The 16352-nt window shown below is 33.1% G+C and carries 14 protein-coding genes; 8 read left to right on the top strand and 6 right to left on the bottom strand.

What is annotated here, in order from left to right; translation table 11 throughout:
- Nucleotides 1-58: 58 nt before the first annotated feature.
- The 6 genes from gldN to topA all read right to left on the bottom strand — a co-directional run bounded on the left by gldN (nt 59) and on the right by topA (nt 8515).
- The gene (gene gldN / locus INR78_RS07750; protein WP_223076062.1) at nt 59-958 is read right to left on the bottom strand and encodes a gliding motility protein GldN; all 900 of its coding nucleotides are present in this window, start codon (nt 956-958) and stop codon (nt 59-61) included.
- A 33-nt stretch (nt 959-991) separates the two neighbouring features.
- Nucleotides 992-2554: a gliding motility protein GldM gene (gldM, locus tag INR78_RS07745; RefSeq protein WP_223076061.1), complete on the bottom strand. Its 1563-nt coding sequence runs from the start codon at nt 2552-2554 to the stop codon at nt 992-994.
- 49 nt (nt 2555-2603) lie between these two features.
- A complete protein-coding gene (gene gldL / locus INR78_RS07740; protein WP_027880539.1) occupies nt 2604-3239 on the bottom strand; it encodes a gliding motility protein GldL in 636 nt (211 codons plus the stop codon).
- 68 nt (nt 3240-3307) lie between these two features.
- Nucleotides 3308-4675 carry a gliding motility lipoprotein GldK gene (gldK, locus tag INR78_RS07735; protein ID WP_223076060.1) on the bottom strand — a complete coding sequence of 456 codons (1368 nt, stop codon included), beginning with the start codon at nt 4673-4675 and terminating at the stop codon, nt 3308-3310.
- Between the two features lie 162 nt (nt 4676-4837).
- Entirely contained in the window at nt 4838-6004 is a 1167-nt protein-coding gene (locus tag INR78_RS07730; protein ID WP_223076059.1) for a formimidoylglutamase, read from the bottom strand.
- Between the two features lie 6 nt (nt 6005-6010).
- Entirely contained in the window at nt 6011-8515 is a 2505-nt protein-coding gene (gene topA, locus INR78_RS07725) for a type I DNA topoisomerase (RefSeq protein ID WP_223076058.1), read from the bottom strand.
- Nucleotides 8516-8670: 155 nt separating this feature from the next.
- Between topA and miaB the strand changes: the two genes are divergently transcribed.
- From miaB to groL, 8 genes are all read left to right on the top strand, one after another.
- Nucleotides 8671-10116, top strand: a complete 1446-nt coding sequence (gene miaB / locus INR78_RS07720) for a tRNA (N6-isopentenyl adenosine(37)-C2)-methylthiotransferase MiaB (RefSeq protein WP_223076057.1) — start codon at nt 8671-8673, stop codon at nt 10114-10116.
- 11 nt (nt 10117-10127) lie between these two features.
- A complete protein-coding gene (locus tag INR78_RS07715) occupies nt 10128-11093 on the top strand; it encodes a hypothetical protein (protein ID WP_223076056.1) in 966 nt (321 codons plus the stop codon).
- 25 nt (nt 11094-11118) lie between these two features.
- Complete coding sequence (locus INR78_RS07710; RefSeq protein ID WP_223076055.1) at nt 11119-12378, top strand: sigma-54-dependent Fis family transcriptional regulator; 1260 nt, start codon at nt 11119-11121, stop codon at nt 12376-12378.
- 29 nt (nt 12379-12407) lie between these two features.
- Nucleotides 12408-12908, top strand: a complete 501-nt coding sequence (locus tag INR78_RS07705; RefSeq protein WP_223076054.1) for an LptE family protein — start codon at nt 12408-12410, stop codon at nt 12906-12908.
- Nucleotides 12909-12918: 10 nt separating this feature from the next.
- Nucleotides 12919-13839 carry a hypothetical protein gene (locus tag INR78_RS07700; RefSeq protein ID WP_223076053.1) on the top strand — a complete coding sequence of 307 codons (921 nt, stop codon included), beginning with the start codon at nt 12919-12921 and terminating at the stop codon, nt 13837-13839.
- Between the two features lie 12 nt (nt 13840-13851).
- Nucleotides 13852-14208 (top strand): preprotein translocase subunit SecG, encoded by a 357-nt coding sequence (secG, locus tag INR78_RS07695; RefSeq protein ID WP_106676535.1) that lies wholly within the window; start codon nt 13852-13854, stop codon nt 14206-14208.
- Between the two features lie 139 nt (nt 14209-14347).
- Entirely contained in the window at nt 14348-14626 is a 279-nt protein-coding gene (gene groES, locus INR78_RS07690) for a co-chaperone GroES (protein WP_223076052.1), read from the top strand.
- Between the two features lie 73 nt (nt 14627-14699).
- Complete coding sequence (gene groL, locus INR78_RS07685) at nt 14700-16337, top strand: chaperonin GroEL (protein WP_027880528.1); 1638 nt, start codon at nt 14700-14702, stop codon at nt 16335-16337.
- Nucleotides 16338-16352: the final 15 nt, after the last annotated feature.

Raw genomic sequence — 16352 nt, 5'->3', positions numbered from 1 at the left:
GGGTATAAAAAAACGCTCACTAAAATAGTGAGCGTTTTAAATATTATTTAGTTACTTATTAGTAAGACCACATGTCTAACTCAAAGTTTCTAATTTTTTCTTTAATTCTTTCAGATTCTAAAAGTTGCATTAAAGCATTTTCTGCAATGTATTCTTTTACTTCTCTATCTCCATAAACGTTTTCTTCTTTATAAATAACACCATTAAAACGTCTTGAATTTAAGATATGATCAAAAGTAAAAGGCATAGCACTGTTTTTAGTGTTAAATGCTTTTGCTTCGTGTAAAACATCTCTTGCATCTGGATAGAAAATCCAGAATAATGGGATTGGCTCATTATTAGCAGGATCGTCTGAATCGATAAAGTTAACATCTGGAGCAGCTGGTGCTATTGCAAGAATACGGTATTTTAATTCACCTTGACGCTTGTCAAAGTACCATAATCCTTTGATTAAGTAAGCAGATACATTGTAAGCAGAAATTGTTCTCTTAATAATGTATTCTGGATCTACGTAACCATCTGCATTTAACTGATCGTAACCAATGTCCATTGTATCAATAGATGTTCTGATTTGAGCAATCTCTTTTTTAGTCTTCTTTGAAGTAAAATAAGAGTCTGTGTAAACGTCTTCAATTTTATTTTCGTCTACAGCTTTCATTAACGCATCAAATAAAGAACGTCTATCACTACCAATATTATTTGTATCTACTGGATAGTATAATGGAAAGTTTACACGCTCATCTAAAACCACTTTTTCCCAAGTCATTTTAGCAAACATAATATCTCTATCATCAACATAACCGTATTCTAAAGGTTTGTCGTTATCTAAAGCTTTTTGTTCTTCTGTTCTAAACCCAATTTGATCTGGATCTTTTGCATTAAGAATGTTAGCTTGTGCATTTACTTGAGCAGTAAAAACTACTCCGAATACGATTGCTAATAAAGATTTATAATTCATCTGAAAAATTTTAAAATTGTTAATCAATTATGATTAGTTTGCTAACTCGATAACGATAGCTGTTGCCGGCTTAATTTTTACGCTTGAATTAGCTTTTGACGAAATGTCAAATATTTGGATAGCTTCACCACGCTTAGCTTTTCTTAACGCTGCTTTAGCTTGTCCGTTTAATTTGTTACCAGATACTCTTACAGTAGCTTCACCAGGAACTTTAAATTTGAAACCTGTTACCGTTAACGGTAAATCAAAATCAAAGTCTTCTAATTCTGCTTTAATAGTACCTATTTCTACGTTGTTTCTTGGTAAAGATCCTGAAGACATACCAGCAATTTTACCAGTTGGCTTAGGAATATCTTTAATTCTAAATGTTTTGCTATCTCTAGCTGAAGAACCATCGTCTAAGGTAGCTGTAACATTAATAGTTACTTCTTTACCTCCACCTGGATTCATAACATATTTACCAACACCTGAAGTTTTAGATAATCCATTACCTGAGGCTTTTACTTTGTTATCTGGCACACCAGCAAATGAAATTGTCATTGGGTTAGGTACACCACGGTAAACAACATTCATTTTGTCTGCAGATATAGTAGCAGAGTTAGGTCTTGGTACAACAACATAGTTACCTTTGATGTCAATTTCTAATGGCTTACCATCTTCTAAGAAAGTAAATTTACCATCAATTTCGTGCTCACCAACATTACCTACGTTGAAGTCTAATCTAGCTGCTCCTGTAGAATCGATAGCATTAGATAAATCTATTTCTTGACCAGAAACTGTCATTTTTGTTGGTACAACATTAGCATACTTTCCTAAAACTACACGCCCTTGGAATTTTTCACCTGCGAAAAACGCTGATTTATCTGCTAATACAATTGCTTGATAATTTTTTAATGATGTAGCATCACTAACTAAGTTTCCTAAAAACCCATTATAAATGTTAGTCTCTGTAGCTTTTACATCATTTTGCATCGCTGTTAACTTAGTGTAAGATGCGATAGCTGGAAAACCTTGGAAGTGATAGTTTAACCAATCAACTTTTTTTCCGTCTTTATTTTCAACTTTGTTTGTGCTAAAACGCTCTTCAAAGCTAGTAATAACAGGTTGCCACTTTCCTTCGTTAGGGATAACAGCTTTAATATCTGATTTGTACTTTTCTATTCTGTCAACAATCTCTTGACCTCTTTTAGTTAGTCTGTCTCCAGTAAACCAATGTTCGTCAAGTTTGTCACCTTTGTCCATTTCTTCGTAAGGTAACTCTCCTGCTTCCATTTCGTAACCTCCTAATTTTACAATGTCTTTAGCTTTTACATCATCTAAAAACTTATAAAATTCGTCAGAGATTATACTTATTTGTTTTGCTTTTTCATTTGCTGCAGCAAATTCTTCAGGTTTTTCATCAGCTTGTGTTTCTAACTGCTTTAAAATACCATCATTTGAATTTGCAGCTAACTCGTTAGCTCTATCAAATTTTTGATCCATTAACCCAAATGCAGATAGTACTTCTTTTGACATTGTCATTGCAATCATTGCAATAAATACTAAATACATCAAGTTAATCATTTTCTGCCTTGCAGATAATTTTCCTCCTGCCATTTCTAATTAGTTTTTTTTAATTAATAAATAAATTTGAACTAATTACTAATTAGTTTTTTGACATTGCAGATAACATTCCACCATATACTCCATTTAATGAAGATAAGTTAGATGCTAAAGATTGCATTTGCTCTTTTAATTTTGCAGCGTTTTCTACAGTTTCTTCGTTAATTGAAGCTTGGCGAGTTGCAGCTTCCATTTGTACTTTATAAAGACTATTTAAAGACTCCATTTGCGCCGCAGCTAAAGTCATTTCTTCACCATACTTTTTTGTTGCAGCAACTGAATCTACTGTAGGTGCAATTCCTTTTGCAGCACCTTCGAAATTTTTAATACTTTCTCCTAAGCTTGCCATTAACTCTCCGTCAATTTTAGCTTCTTTTAATAAGTTATCTAATTTTTTAGATAATAATCCTTCTGCTTCTTTTGGATCTTCTTTTACAGCTTTTTTACCTGTAGATTTTCCTCCTGCTAATTCTGGATATACTAGTGACCAATCTAATTCTGCTTGAGATTTTTCAAATGCAGAAATAGTAAATACTATTGCTTCTACAATCATACCAATTGTTAAGATTAAAGAACCGTAAGGCCAGTGTTGAATCTTGAATAAAGCTCCAATAATTACGATTGCAGCTCCTAGTCCATAGACCATATTCATTGTTGAAAGTTTTCCTTTTTGTGCCATAATTTCTAAGTTTTAGTTTTTTGTCTACTAGTGTAGGTTATTATAATTTAGTTAAGTTGTTTAGTTTATTATTTTCTTGCATTGGCTGTTACATCTGTACCCATGTAATCTTGAACAGTTCTAAAACCAATGTAACTTCTGGCAGAGTCTGCGTATTCGTAATCTCTAGAACTTACTTGTAAAAAGTAAGCTACATCTTTCCAAGATCCACCTCTAACTACTTTACGCTTATTGTTAGGATCGTTTACACTTGGATTGATAGTTGATGCGTATTCATAAGAACCTGGATCATATGATGAATCTACCCATTCTGATACATTACCAGCCATATTATATAAGTTGAAGTCATTAGGCTCATAGGCATCTGCTTCAACAGTATATAATGCTTGATCAGCCGCATAGTCTCCTCTTAAAGGTTTGAAATTTGCCATAAAACAACCTCTGTCGTTTTTAGCGTAAGGTCCTCCCCAAGGGTAAGTAGCTGCTTGCAAACCACCTCTTGCAGCATATTCCCACTGAGCTTCTGATGGTAATCTATATCTAGCTACAAAATGTTTACCTCTTCTTTTTCTTTCTGCATTGTGGTATAGTGTTCTCCACTCACAAAATGCTTTAGCTTGTTGCCAAGAAACACCAACTACTGGGTAATCGCTATATGCGTCATGCCAAAAATAGTCATTGTGCATTGGCTCGTTATAAGAGTATGCAAAATCTCTAATCCAAACAGTTGTATCTGGATAAATTTCTACCTCTTCTTTTACTATAACGTCTTTACGTCTTAATTTTTTATTTTTTGCAGCTTTAGCTATATCCATGTAAGTATACTGGAATTTAAACTTAGTTACATCCCAAGTTCTTTGTCCGTTGTAAGATTCTTCTAAAGGAAGATACATAGTGTCCATTACTTCTACATAGTATTCATCAGGATATTCTGCTGTGTCAAAAATTAAATCTACGTCATGATTTAATTTTCTTCCTTCATAACCAGTTTCTCCTAGACCACTGTAGTTATCATACATGTATTGCTCGTATGGAGTCATTTCTCCTTCTTCATTATCTTTGAAGGCAAAATCACCAATACCTCCATCTCCTGGAGTTGCTCCAACCTCATCAGCTAAGATTGCTAATTTGGTACGAATTGTTGAGTCACGTACCCATTCTACGAATTGACGATACTCACTATTAGTGATTTCTGTCTCATCCATATAGTAAGATGCTACAGTAACTGTTTTAGCAGGTGCATCTTGGATACCAGCCAAATCATCGTCGGCTTTACCCATAATAAAGGCTCCACCAGGTATCAAGGTCATACCGTAAGGCTTTTCTGGATGCCATTTTTTTCCTTTAACACCAACTAGCTGTCCTTTGTCTTTAGACCCACAACTTGCCAATAGTGCGAAAACCGCTGTTAGTAATACAAACTTCTTCATATTCATAGAAAACTCGAGGTTAATTTTATACTCTTAAAATTTTAAGAGCGTAAACATATTTATATATTTTTTAAAAAACAACTTTTTAATGTAAAAATGTCACGTTTTATCGTCAAAATTTAACATTTGAACGGTATAAATTTACACTTAATCTGATTTTTCACTCACTTAAACGCTATTCTTGTAATAAGCTTTGAACCAACGATCTGGTATTTTGTCATTACAGGCATCTAAATAATCTTGATGCGTGCATGGTAATAACGTATGCTTTTTTAATTTATTATTAACATTTGATAAAAATGGAATTTCTATCCACCATCGCCCAGTTTTAACGCTTTTATAAAAGATTAACTCATGAGAGTCAGCTAAGGTAATAAATTTTTGATGACTTTTATCATCTGCAAAGTTATCATCTTGGACTCTGCAATTTACACCTTCTATAAAATACCAAATCATCTGAGAGATAAGCATTGATGTTATTTCATCATCTGTAGATGGTTTGTATTCATAAATTCCAAAACTACTCACCTTATTGCTTATACCTGCATATCTTGATACTGCACAGATCTCTTTTCCATCTAATCCATTGGGAGACACTTTTTGTCTTAAGCTTACTTCTGCTGCTTTTAACACTCCTAAATCTATAGATACAATATTAGCATCTCTCATTACAGGTTCTACCAAAGTAATATCATTTGATACTTCTCCTAATCTGTAAGACTCAAAATGAAGTCGCTCCATTAAGTCAATTTCTTCTTGACTATTAAAATAGGTTTGGTAACCTACAGTTGCGTAGTTAAATAAATTGTAAGGTTGATCTATAATAATTTTACCTACAAAGCTATTATTCTTTATTGGTTTGGAAGAATCTCCTAAGTCAAAAGCACGATCTACATTTACCACGTTTACCATTGGCATTAAACTATCGTATGCCCGATAATTAGCGTAGGTTAAATCTTGGCTTCCTCCTATTATTATAGGTAGGATTCTTTTTGGAATTAATATTGAAAGTGTTTCTTTTAAAGCAAAGTAAGTATCTTCTATGCTTTCACCTTTTTGGATATCTCCTAAATCTGCTATGTTGGTTGACCAACTTCCTGGAAAGAGCGAGTATAACGATTTTCTAATTTCATTTAAATTGAAATCTTCTCCTATATAATTTACATCATTTCTATTTTCTAATACTCCAAGTATTACAATATTAATGTTATCTAAATCAGGAATCCCGTCTTGTTCAGTGTGAATTTTAATTTTTCTTCCTAGACTAAGTGGCGCTAGTAATTGGTTATGCGCTAAAACTGTATCTGGTACTGGTGAAAGAAAGTTAAAATTCATTATATATTATTTCTTTTTTGCTGTTGTTTTTTTCTTGGTCGTTTTCTTTTTTGATGCTTTTTTCTTAGGTGCATTCTTTTCTATCAGATCTTTTACCTCTTCTAAAGTTAGTGCAGCTGCATCTACTGTTTTTGCTAACTCTATTTTAGTTTTGCCCTTAATTATATTGTGTCTGCCCCAACGTGCTTTTTCTACACGTATACCTTCATCTTCCCAATTATGTACTACTTTATCTATTTCCTTTTGAATTTTCTCATCAATAAGCGTTTCAATATCTTCTGTAGTTAAATTGTCCCAATCGTATTTTTTATTTACGTTAATAAACATACCGTCCCATTTAATAAACGGTCCAAAACGTCCTTTACCTTTTGTTACGTCTTTACCTTTATAATTATAGATTGGAGCATCTGCTTTTTCTCTTTCTTTAATTAACTCTATTGCTTGATCTAACTCGACATTTAAAGGATCTTGTCCTACTGGAAGAGAAATATATTTTTTACCAAACTTAACATATGGTCCAAAACGACCATTATTTACTTCTACTTCTTCCTCTTTATATTTCCCTAAAGATTTTGGAAGCTTGAACAGATCCATTGCTTCTTCAAAAGTAATTGTATTTAATTGTTGATCCGGCCCAAGACTTGCAAAAGTTGGTTTTTCTTCATCATCTACTGTACCCATTTGTACCATTGGTCCAAATTTACCTAAACGCACACTAACTTGCTTTCCTGTTTTAGGGTCTTCTCCTAAAATACGCTCTCCTGATTCTCTATCTGCATTTTCTTTAACATCTTCTACTACCGGATGAAACTTATCGTAAAAAGTTTTCATCATCTTTTTCCAATCTTCTTTTCCTTCTGCTATATCATCAAACTGGTCTTCTACTTTTGCTGTAAAGTTATAATCTAAGATACTCTCAAAGTGATTAACCAGAAAGTCGGTAACTATCATACCAATATCTGTTGGCACTAATTTTCCTTTATCAGATCCAACTTTTTCGGTTAGTTTTTTGTCTTCAACTTTTCCTTCTGTTAAGGTTAATTGCGTGTATTCTCTTTCTACACCTTCAACTGTTCCCTTTTCAATATAATTTCTATTTTGAATAGTAGAAATTGTTGGCGCATATGTAGATGGTCTACCAATACCAAGCTCTTCTAACTTCTTAACTAACGAAGCTTCTGTATAACGGTAAGGCGGACGTGTATAACGTTGAGTTGCGGTAATATATTTATTTAATAAGGTTTCGTTTACCTTCATTGCCGGCAGCATTCCGTCTTGCTCTGTATCTTCATCATCTGTCCCTTCTAAGTATACCTTAAGAAAACCATCAAACTTAATTACCTCTCCATTTGCTGTAAACGTTTGATCATGTGTATCTGCCTCAATTTTAACATTTGTACGTTCTAGCTGCGCTTCACTCATTTGTGATGCAATTGCACGCTTCCAAATCAATTCGTATAAACGTGCTTGATCACGATCAATATTAACGCTATGTCTTGAAAAATCTGTAGGACGAATCGCCTCGTGAGCCTCTTGAGCACCTTTAGTTTTCCCTGTAAAATTTCTTTCTTTACTATATTCTTTACCGTAGGCATCTACAATTTCTTTCTCTGCTCCTTTTCTTGCTTCGTCAGATAAATTTACACTATCTGTTCTCATATAAGTAATTAAACCGGCTTCGTATAAACGTTGTGCCATAGTCATAGTTTTACTTACTGAAAAGTATAATTTACGTGATGCTTCCTGTTGTAACGTAGATGTTGTAAATGGAGCTGCTGGAGATTTTTTTGCAGGTTTTTTTGTTAAATCTGCGACTTTAAAATTAGCAGTTGCATTTTTTTCTAAAAAAGCTAAGGCTTCTTCTTTTGTTGAAAAAGTTTTAGGCAATTTTGCTTTAAAAGACTGTCCTTCATCGTTAGAAAACTCGGCATCAATTCTGTAAGATGCTTCTGGTTGAAATTCTTGAATTTCGCGCTCACGCTCTACAATTAAACGCACAGAAACAGATTGCACACGACCAGCAGATAAACCTCCTTTTACTTTACGCCATAACACTGGAGAAAGCTCGTAACCCACAATTCTATCTAAAACACGTCTTGCTTGTTGCGCATCTACTAAATCGTAATCTATTTTACGCGGATTTTCTACCGCTTTCATAATGGCAGATTTTGTAATCTCATGAAACACAATACGTTTAGTTTTTTCTTTATCTAAACCTAATGTTTCGGCAAGATGCCACGCAATAGCTTCTCCTTCTCGGTCCTCATCACTTGCTAACCAAACCGTCTCGGCTTTTTTAGCTAAGTCTTTTAATTTTTTTACTACCGCTTTTTTATCGGAAGAGACTTGATATTTTGGCTCAAAATCGCCATCAACATCAACACCAAGTTCCTTTGAAGGTAAGTCTGCAATATGCCCAAAACTAGATTCTACTTTAAAATCTTTTCCTAAAAATTTCTCTATAGTTTTTGCTTTTGCAGGTGACTCTACTATTACTAAATTCTTCGCCATTCTTTGATTTTTGTGAGTGCAAAGGTAAATTAAAAAAAATTTATCTACCTAATTTTATAATTTTTACCATAATTTAACTAGCTGTCAGATTGTCATATTTTTAAATTAATCGTACCTTTGCATGCTTATTGAGTAGCAGTATTTCAATATTATATATGGAAAAAACAATAGACGAAAAAAAACAGGGCGAAACGTTAGTTATCCCTTCTAAAGCAGAAAACAACAAAAAGCTTTTTATAGAAAGCTATGGTTGCTCTATGAATTTTAGCGACAGTGAGATTGTAGCTTCAATACTTCAAAACGAAGGTTTTAATACAACACCACATTTAGAGGAAGCCGATTTAGTATTGGTTAACACATGCTCTATACGTGATAAAGCAGAACAAACTGTTAGAAAACGCCTTGAAAAATATAATGCAGTAAAAAAGATAAACCCAAAAATGAAGGTTGGTGTTTTAGGCTGCATGGCAGAACGTTTAAAAAGTAAATTTTTAGAAGAAGAAAAAATAGTAGACCTTGTTGTTGGTCCAGATGCTTATAAAGATTTACCTAATCTTATTAGTGAAGTAGAAGAAGGACGTGATGCAATAAACGTAATACTATCAAAAGAAGAAACTTACGGAGATATTTCACCAGTGCGATTAAACAGTAATGGTGTAACAGCTTTTGTAAGTATTACACGTGGTTGTGATAATATGTGTACATTTTGTGTAGTTCCATTTACACGTGGTAGAGAACGTAGTCGTGATCCTCAAAGTATTATTGAAGAAGTTAATGACTTATGGGCAAAAAGCTATAAAGAAATCACTTTACTAGGTCAAAACGTAGACAGCTACCTTTGGTATGGCGGCGGACTAAAAAAAGATTTTGATAAAGCTAGTGATATACAAAAAGCAACAGCTACAGACTTTGCAAAGTTATTACAACTTTGTGCAGAAGCGCAACCAAAAATGCGAATTCGTTTTAGCACATCTAATCCGCAAGACATGCATATTGATGTGATTAAAACGATGGCTAAATATGATAATATTTGTAACCATATTCATTTGCCAGTACAAAGCGGAAGCGATCGCATTTTAAAAGTGATGAATCGTTTACATACACGTGAAGAATATTTCACTTTAATAGATAATATAAGAGAGATTATTCCAGGTTGTGCTATTAGCCAAGATATGATTGCTGGTTTTCCTACAGAAACAGAAGAAGACCATAAAGATACTTTAAGCCTAATGGAGTATGTAAAGTATAATTTTGGATACATGTTTACTTATTCTGAAAGACCAGGTACATTGGCTGAACGTAAATTAGAAGATGATGTCCCTGAAGAAGTAAAAAGTAGACGCCTTGCTGAAATTATTGAATTACAATTAAAACACAGCGAATACAGAACCAAGCAATTTTTAAACACTACTGTAGAAGTTTTAATAGAAAAAGAATCTAAAAAATCTAACCAACATTGGTCAGGTCGTACACCTCATAATATTGTATGTGTATTCCCTAAAGGTCAATTTAAAGTTGGAGACTTTGTAAATGTAAACGTGACAGATTGTACAAAAGCTACATTAATAGGTGAAGCTATTGGGTTATCTAAAAACAACTAATAAAACTAAATATGAAAAAACTACTTTTAATTCTTATATCTTTAAGCCTATTTACTGCTTGTGAAAATGAACCTTTAGATAATGGGTTTACAGATTTTGACAACAACCAAAATAACGGTAATAATAATGGCAACAATGGTAACAATAGCAATAGTGATGATTTAACACTATCTGTTTACGAGCTAGATATTGATTTATCTCTTTCGTTTTTTGGATTTCCTATAAACACAATTACTAATAGCGATATTAATATCTCTAACGATATTATCGTTTCTAGCTCTATAGAATTATCTACAAATAACAGTCCATTTGTAACCGAAAACCAAACTATTACAAGAAACGCTAATGGGCAAGTAATTAGCGATATTAGCGTAAATGAATCTGGTCAAAATACAAACGAATATTTTGTTACTTACAGTGGTAATAACATTTCTCAAATAGAATACAATTATTACGATTACGAAGACCCAAGCTACAACGAAAACCATGTTTATAATTACTCATACAACGGTAACGTTATTACAAGAACAGAAGTTGGCTCTTCAATAACTGTAGAGTTTACATTAAACAATAATGACCAATTAATAAGAAAAGAAGCTTTTGAAAACGGAGCTTCAATACTAGCAGAAGATGTAACTTATAACAGTGAAGGTAATATTATAAGTAGCGTAAGCTCTGGAGAAAGCAACAATAGTGCTACTTACGCTTATGATAATTTTGAAAATCCTTTAAAAGTAGTTTATGACGAAAGTTATTTACTAAACTTTTTAGCAGACGATTATTCTGATGAAATTGGAGGATTAATTGCTCAATTCCATTCTACAAAAAACTGGAATAGTGTTACTGTAGACGGAACAACATTTAATTTCGATTTACAATATAACTCTGCAAACAGAATTCAGTCTAGAGAAATTTCTTACAATTACGGACCTGAATTTTCAATTTCAATAAACGAAAATTTCAATTATTTAAATTAAACCAATCGCTTAAATTCCTCTTCATATGGAATCCATTCAATCAATAAAACAACGTTTCGGGATTATAGGTAATAGCGCAGGCTTAAACCGTGCTATAGAAAAAGCTATACAAGTAGCACCAACAGATATTTCTGTACTAGTCACCGGAGAAAGTGGTGTTGGTAAAGAAAGTATTCCTAAAATAATACATCAATTATCACATCGTAAACACGGTAAATATATTGCTGTAAACTGCGGTGCAATACCAGAAGGCACAATAGATAGTGAACTTTTTGGACACGAAAAAGGGGCATTTACTGGCGCAACACAAACACGTAGTGGTTATTTTGAAGTTGCAGATGGTGGTACCATTTTTTTAGATGAAGTTGGAGAATTACCGCTTACTACACAAGTGCGTCTATTGCGTGTTTTAGAAAATGGCGAGTTTATTAAAGTAGGTTCTAGTAAAGTACAAAAAACCAATGTACGTATCGTTGCTGCAACCAACGTTAATATGTTTGAAGCTATAAAAAAAGAAAAGTTTAGAGAAGACCTATATTATCGTTTAAGTACTGTAGATATTCACCTACCTCCGTTAAGAGATAGACAAGAAGACATTCATATTTTATTTAGGAAATTTGCTAGTGACTTTGCATTAAAATATAAAATGCCAACTGTTAAGCTAACAGATGATGCTGTAAATATGCTACTTAGATATCGCTGGAGCGGAAACATTAGACAACTACGCAACGTAGCAGAACAAATCTCGGTCTTAGAACAAAATCGAACTATTAATGCGCAAACGTTACAAACTTATTTACCATCTGGAGCTAGCAATCTACCAGCTGTAGTCAATGCTTCTAAATCTGAAAGTGATTTTAGTAGCGAAAGAGAAATACTTTACAAGGTTCTTTTTGACATGAAAGCCGATTTAAATGACTTAAAGAAGCTTACCATGGAGTTAATGAAAAACGGTAACGCAAAAGAAGTACAAAAAGATAATGAAGGACTTATACAAAAAATCTATGGTGAAAATGAAAGCGATGCAGAGTTTGAAGAACAAGTACATGATTTAGAAATTTTATCAATTCCTGAGTCATCAGAAAGCAAAATATCAAGTACTGAAGACAAATATCATTTTGCAGAAGAAATTGAAGAAGAAGAAACACTATCACTTCAAGATAAAGAATTAGAGTTAATCAAAAAATCTTTAGAGCGTCACAACGGTAAACGTAAACTTGCTGCAGAAGAGCTAGGCATAAGCGAACGCACATTATATAGAAAGATTAAACAATACGATTTATAAAAAAAGCGTTACTTTCAAAAAAAACTAAGATGACATTACATAAAAATATATTAGTTGCTATTTTACCATTACTCTTTTTTGGTTGTGGCATCTACTCGTTTACAGGTATCGAAACTAACGCAAAAACCTTTCAAGTTAATTACTTTCAGAATAATGCTAACCTTATAGAACCAGGTTTAGATAGAGATTTTACAATAGCGCTGCAAGATCAAATCCTAAATTTAAGTAGCCTTAGTTTAGTAAACTCTAACGGAGATTTAGTTTACGAAGGAGAAATCACACAGTATCGTATATCTCCAACAACAGCAACTGCAAACAGTACAGCTGCACAAAACCGATTAACTATAGGTGTTAATGTTAGATTTTACAACAAATTGAACGAAGAAGAAAATTTTGAAAAAAGCTTTTCTTTCTTCTACGATTATACAGGTAGCGAATTATTAAGCGGATCAACAAAAGATACAGCGTTTGAAGAAATTTTTCAGCGATTAACACAAGATATCATCAACGCCTCGTTAGCCAATTGGTAAAAATACAACTATGACCACTAAAGACTTTATACAAATCTTACAACAACCGCAAACCGTTAGCCAAGAGCAAACCAATGCATTAAGTGGCATTATAGAAGAGTTTCCGTATTTTCAATCAGCAAGAGCAGTATATTTAAAAGGATTAAAAAACAAAGAAAGTTTTAAGTACAACCAAGCTTTAAAACAAACAGCAGCTTACACAACAGACAGAAGCATCTTATTTGATTTTATAACTTCAGAAAGTTTTAATCAAAACGAAATTTCAGATTATATCAAACAAAATACGGCTTACATTAACAATTTAGATGTAACTGCAGAAGACATTTCGGTTAATAAAAGTGTGACTTTTGATGACGATTTAGATACTCATATAAAAGCCACAAAAGAAATTATTAATCCAGAATTATTTCAACCTAAAATTGAAATTAAAGAAATAGCAAAATTTAATAAAAACGAAGTTGAAACAGAAGACCAAAAAGAAAAAACACCAGAAAAGGTTTTAAATATAGGTAAACCTTTAGAGTTTGATAAAACTGAAACACATAGTTTTAACGAATGGCTTAAACTAACCAGTTTTAATCCTATTGAAAGAAATGAAGACACTTCTATAGAAGAAGAAACTAATAATACTTCAGAATCTTCATCTGAACAAGAATCAGACAGAGACAAAAAATTTGAGTTAATAGATAAGTTTATAGCAAGCAACCCAAAGTTAGAACCTGCTAAAACTAGTGGCAAAAAACAAAACCTTGCAAAAGATCGGATGATACAACCAGAAGCGTTAATGACCGAAACTTTGGCAAGAATTTATGTAGAACAAAAAAATTACAAGAAGGCAATTCAGTCTTATAAAATTTTAAGTTTGAAATATCCAGAAAAAAGTGGTTTCTTTGCAGACCAAATTAAAGCAATAGAACAATTACAAGAATAAAATTATAATATAATGAATACATTTTTAATCTTCTTAATACTAATCATAGCAGTAGCTTTCTTTTTAGTAGTTGTAATTATGGTACAAAATCCAAAAGGTGGCGGATTATCTTCTTCTTTTGGTGGTGGCGGCACACAACAATTAGGTGGTGTTAAGAAAACAACAGACTTTTTAGACAAAAGTACTTGGACATTAGCAATTGCGTTATTAGTGTTAATATTAACATCTAGTTTAGCAATACCTAGACAAGGTGTTACTTCAGATTCTAAAATTTTAGAAAATGATAACATCGAGTTACCTGCACCAGCAGAAACACCTGCAACAGACAACACGTCTACTCCAGTAGATACAACTACAATAGGACAATAGTTATTACTATAAAATATATCAAAAATGCCAACTTTTACAGTTGGCATTTTTTGTTTCTGAAAGTTTGTCAGTCCTATGTCATTGGCACATTTTTGGCTAATTGATGATAGTAAAATTTAATAATCTAAAAATATATACAATGAGTAAACTAAACATTAAACCACTTGCAGATCGTGTTCTTGTAGAACCGCTTCCTGCCGAAACACAAACAGCGTCTGGTTTATACATTCCAGATACAGCACAAGAAAAGCAACACAAAGGAACTGTAGTTGCTGTTGGTAACGGTAAAAAAGATGAACCTTTAACTGTTAAAGTTGGTGACACTGTACTTTACGGTAAATACTCTGGTTCTGAAATCAAATTAGATGGGAAGGACTACTTAATGATGCGCGAAGAAGACATCATGGCAATTATTTAAGATTATTCTAAACCTAAATTAAGATTTAGAACATTCATTATTAACAATTCCAAAAACATTAAATTAAATAAAAATGGCAAAAGATATAAAATTTGATATTGAAGCTCGCGACGGATTAAAACGTGGTGTAGATGCTTTAGCAAATGCAGTAAAAGTAACATTAGGACCAAAAGGTAGAAACGTAACTATTAGTCGTTCTTTTGGCGCACCAGTTGTAACAAAAGATGGTGTAAGTGTTGCTAAAGAAGTAGAATTAGAAGACGCGCTAGAAAATATGGGCGCACAAATGGTAAAAGAAGTTGCTTCTAAAACCAATGACCTTGCTGGTGATGGTACAACTACTGCTACCGTTTTAGCTCAAGCAATAGTAAAAGAAGGATTAAAAAACGTAGCTGCTGGCGCTAATCCAATGGACTTAAAGCGCGGTATCGATAAAGCTGTAGAAGCTATCGTAACCGATTTAGGTAAACAAGCTAAAGAAGTTGGAGACTCTTCAGAAAAAATTAAGCAAGTAGCTTCAATCTCTGCAAATAACGATGATGTTATTGGAGATTTAATAGCTAAAGCATTTAGCAAAGTAGGTAAAGAAGGTGTAATTACTGTAGAAGAAGCAAAAGGAACAGATACATATGTGGACGTTGTAGAAGGTATGCAGTTTGACAGAGGTTATTTATCGCCTTACTTCGTTACAGATAGCGAAAAAATGGTTACCGATTTAGAAAATCCTTACATTTTATTATACGATAAAAAAGTGTCTACAATGAAGGATTTATTACCAGTTTTAGAGCCTGTTGCTCAATCTGGTAAACCTTTATTAATCATCGCAGAAGATGTAGATGGAGAAGCTTTAGCAACTTTAGTTGTAAACAAATTACGTGGTTCTTTAAAAATTGCTGCTGTAAAAGCACCAGGATTTGGAGATCGTCGTAAAGCTATGTTAGAAGATATTGCAATCTTAACTGGCGGTACTGTTGTAAGTGAAGAAAGAGGTTACACTCTAGAAAACACAACTCTTGATATGTTAGGTACTGCAGAACGCGTAACTATTGATAAAGATAATACTACTGTTGTTAATGGTGCTGGTGATAAAGACATGATTACAAATAGAGTTAATCAAATTAAAGCACAAATCGAAACAACAACTAGCGACTACGATAAAGAAAAACTACAAGAGCGTTTAGCTAAATTAGCTGGTGGTGTTGCTGTACTTTATGTTGGTGCTGCTAGTGAAGTAGAAATGAAAGAAAAGAAAGACCGTGTAGATGATGCCTTACATGCAACTCGTGCAGCTGTAGAAGAAGGTATTGTTGCTGGTGGTGGTGTTGCTTTAGTTAGAGCAAAATCTGTTTTAGAAAAATTAACTACAGATAATTTAGATGAAACTACTGGTATTCAAATTGTAGCTAGAGCTATCGAAGCGCCTTTAAGAACTATTGTTGAAAACGCTGGCGGAGAAGGTAGCGTTGTAGTAGCAAAAGTAATTGAAGGTAAAAAAGACTTTGGTTACGATGCAAAATCTGAAGCTTATGTAGATATGCTTAAAGCTGGTATTATAGATCCTAAAAAAGTAACTCGTGTAGCATTAGAAAATGCAGCTTCTGTTTCTGGAATGATCTTAACTACCGAATGTGCTTTAGTAGACATTAAAGAAGATAATCCATCTGGAGGAATGCCTGCAGGAATGGGTGGCGGTATGCCAGGAATGATGTAATATCATCAAATAAAT

This window comes from Mesoflavibacter sp. SCSIO 43206, from assembly GCF_019904215.1.
Classification (GTDB): domain Bacteria; phylum Bacteroidota; class Bacteroidia; order Flavobacteriales; family Flavobacteriaceae; genus Mesoflavibacter; species Mesoflavibacter zeaxanthinifaciens.
This window is presented reverse-complemented; position numbering and strand designations above follow the sequence as displayed.

Bases quoted from the DNA above. Each gene is read 5' to 3' on its own strand.
- gldN (WP_223076062.1), bottom strand. From the start codon at position 958: ATGAATTATAAATCTTTATTAGCAATCGTATTCGGAGTAGTTTTTACT.
- gldM (WP_223076061.1), bottom strand. From the start codon at position 2,554: ATGGCAGGAGGAAAATTATCTGCAAGGCAGAAAATGATTAACTTGATG.
- gldL (WP_027880539.1), bottom strand. From the start codon at position 3,239: ATGGCACAAAAAGGAAAACTTTCAACAATGAATATGGTCTATGGACTA.
- gldK (WP_223076060.1), bottom strand. From the start codon at position 4,675: ATGAATATGAAGAAGTTTGTATTACTAACAGCGGTTTTCGCACTATTG.
- INR78_RS07730 (WP_223076059.1), bottom strand. From the start codon at position 6,004: ATGAATTTTAACTTTCTTTCACCAGTACCAGATACAGTTTTAGCGCAT.
- topA (WP_223076058.1), bottom strand. From the start codon at position 8,515: ATGGCGAAGAATTTAGTAATAGTAGAGTCACCTGCAAAAGCAAAAACT.
- miaB (WP_223076057.1), top strand. From the start codon at position 8,671: ATGGAAAAAACAATAGACGAAAAAAAACAGGGCGAAACGTTAGTTATC.
- INR78_RS07715 (WP_223076056.1), top strand. From the start codon at position 10,128: ATGAAAAAACTACTTTTAATTCTTATATCTTTAAGCCTATTTACTGCT.
- INR78_RS07710 (WP_223076055.1), top strand. From the start codon at position 11,119: ATGGAATCCATTCAATCAATAAAACAACGTTTCGGGATTATAGGTAAT.
- INR78_RS07705 (WP_223076054.1), top strand. From the start codon at position 12,408: ATGACATTACATAAAAATATATTAGTTGCTATTTTACCATTACTCTTT.
- INR78_RS07700 (WP_223076053.1), top strand. From the start codon at position 12,919: ATGACCACTAAAGACTTTATACAAATCTTACAACAACCGCAAACCGTT.
- secG (WP_106676535.1), top strand. From the start codon at position 13,852: ATGAATACATTTTTAATCTTCTTAATACTAATCATAGCAGTAGCTTTC.
- groES (WP_223076052.1), top strand. From the start codon at position 14,348: ATGAGTAAACTAAACATTAAACCACTTGCAGATCGTGTTCTTGTAGAA.
- groL (WP_027880528.1), top strand. From the start codon at position 14,700: ATGGCAAAAGATATAAAATTTGATATTGAAGCTCGCGACGGATTAAAA.